This is a genomic window from Mesorhizobium sp. M7A.F.Ca.MR.362.00.0.0 (assembly GCF_004023175.1).
Taxonomy (GTDB): Bacteria; Pseudomonadota; Alphaproteobacteria; order Rhizobiales; family Rhizobiaceae; genus Mesorhizobium.
In genome coordinates this window covers 1-2073 of the sequence record NZ_RZTF01000649.1, presented here as the reverse complement: position 1 = coordinate 2073, position 2073 = coordinate 1, and the positions used below count along the sequence as shown (strand labels likewise).

2 protein-coding genes are annotated in these 2073 nt (G+C 61.0%); both read right to left on the bottom strand.

The features are described from left to right. Nucleotides 1-22: 22 nt before the first annotated feature. Nucleotides 23-1231: a beta-ketoacyl synthase gene (locus tag EOC06_RS36415; protein ID WP_095804225.1), complete on the bottom strand. Its 1209-nt coding sequence runs from the start codon at nucleotides 1229-1231 to the stop codon at nucleotides 23-25. Continuing rightward, complete coding sequence (locus EOC06_RS36410; protein ID WP_029356603.1) at nucleotides 1232-1513, bottom strand: acyl carrier protein; 282 nt, start codon at nucleotides 1511-1513, stop codon at nucleotides 1232-1234. Nucleotides 1514-2073: the final 560 nt, after the last annotated feature.

Sequence of the window (2073 nt, the reverse complement as noted above, 5' to 3'; positions counted from 1 at the left end):
AATGAGGCGTCTTGCATGGCTTCTACACCTGCCTGAATGCCAGAACTGCGTTCGTACCGCCCATGGCGAAGGCGTTGCTCATGGCGACGCGCACCTTGCGCTCCCGCGGCACATTGGGTGTGATGTCGAGGTCGCAAGCGGGATCTGGCTCGCGATAGTTGGCGGTCGGCGGCACGACGTCCTCTTGGATTGCCATCACGCAGGCGATCATTTCAAGCGCGCTCGCTGCGCCGAGGCAATGCGCGTGCGTGGACTTGGTGGAAGAGATGGACATCGAATAAGCGTGGTTTCCAAACACACGCTTGATCGCCGCCGTTTCAGTCTGATCATTGCTCTTGGTACCGGTGCCGTGCGCGTTGAGATAGTCGACGTCCTCGGCATTCAGCCCGGCATCGGCAAGGCAGGCGCGCATCGCCGACGCTGGCCCCTCGACAGATGGCGCGGCAATGTGGAAGGCATCGGCGGAAAGGCCGACGCCGGCGATCTCGGCAAGAATTGTGGCACCACGCCTCGTGGCATGCTCGTAGCTTTCCAGCACGGCCATGCCCGCACCCTCGCCCAGCACCAGGCCCTTCCTATCGGCGGAGAAGGGCCGGCAGGTATCGGGTGAAAGCACGCGCATTGCTTCCCATGCTTTCAGCACGCCCCATGCGAAGGGTGCGTCGCTGCCTCCGGAAACCATTACGTCGGCCCGGCCCAGCTTGATCTGGTCCACCGCCGAGGCGATCGCATGGTTGGCCGAGGCACATGCGGAGGTCACCCCGAAGACCGGCCCGCGCAAGCCGAGGCTCAAGCTAAGATGGACGGAAGCGGCGCTGGGCATCACCTTTACTCCAGTGAAGAGTTCAGCACGGATTGCGCTACCCAAAAGCAGTGAGCGGTAAGTTTGTTCTGTTGCGTACGAACCGGTAAATCCGACGCCCACTGTCGCGCCGAAGCGATGGGCATTCCCCTCGTCGCAGGAAAGTCCGGCCTGCCGCATGGCTTCGCGCGCTGCAAGCACGGCGAGCAAGCTGAAGCGGGCCATGGAGACGAGCTGCTTGCGATCGATGTCGTGCTGGGGCAGCGCCTTGATCTCAGCGCCGGTCATGCCCTCCAGGTCATGAAGCTCGGAATTGGCGATCGGGCCGATGGCGGAGCGGCCTTCGCGCATCTCTTTCCACATAGAGGCGGCGTCGGTGCCCAGTCCGCACAGGCCGCCCACTCCGGTGATAACGACGCGCCTGTCCATTCAAGCCTCCTTCGCAAGCAAGCCGCGGACGGCTTCCACGACGTCGCCGACATTCTTGAGATTGGACCAGGCATCGGCCGTGTTCATGTCGATCTTGATGCCGTAGGCCTGCTCCACATCCCAGAGGACGTCCGCCAAACCCAGCGAATCGAACCCGAGCGCGTCCAGTTCCGTGGCGATTGTTATCTCGCCGACGAATGACGCAGGCATTCCCTCACCGCTCTCCGACTCGGCGCGTTTCTTGATCAGGGCAATGACGTCCGTTGCGAATTGATCGGCCATTCTGTTTCCTGTCTTTCTTTCCCGCGTTTCGACCTGGACGCGGCTCAGTTCCTGAGGCGCGCCGCGTCGCGAAAGCCATCACGCTTGGGCAACTGACAAAACCCAATGCTCATAAAGCCGGATCAGGTCCGGCCGGTGTGTGGCGTAGGTGCAGTATGACGATGTGAGCCGCTACACGTGCGCGTCTCCCGGTCTGTCCATAGGCTCGGAAGAAGTCGGACAGTTTGACATGGCCGGTCAGTTGCAACTCCCTTTCCCAGCACTCCACTGCCCGGTAGAGCGCATGAAAAATCTCCTTTCGGGCGGTTTCTTAAGACGCTCGCCACGCCATGAGGCAGTGGGGGCATCGGTGTCCATCAGGTGCTTCTGCCCATGCAGGATTCCAGAACATTGATGAAATCGTTTGTTTCGATGAAAGGCATCCACACTTTGGATGGTTGACCACGCTTTTCAAAGATCGTGAACTACATCTCCTCGTTGTGCTCGACGCACTCCGGACAAGTAACCTCATGGGCGCGGCATGCAGGATTAACCGAGCCCAGCCGGTCATGAGTGCGGCC

Excerpts from the sequence above, each read along its gene's own strand:
- EOC06_RS36415 (WP_095804225.1), bottom strand. The coding sequence starts at position 1,231 with ATGGACAGGCGCGTCGTTATCACCGGAGTGGGCGGCCTGTGCGGACTG.
- EOC06_RS36410 (WP_029356603.1), bottom strand. The coding sequence starts at position 1,513 with ATGGCCGATCAATTCGCAACGGACGTCATTGCCCTGATCAAGAAACGC.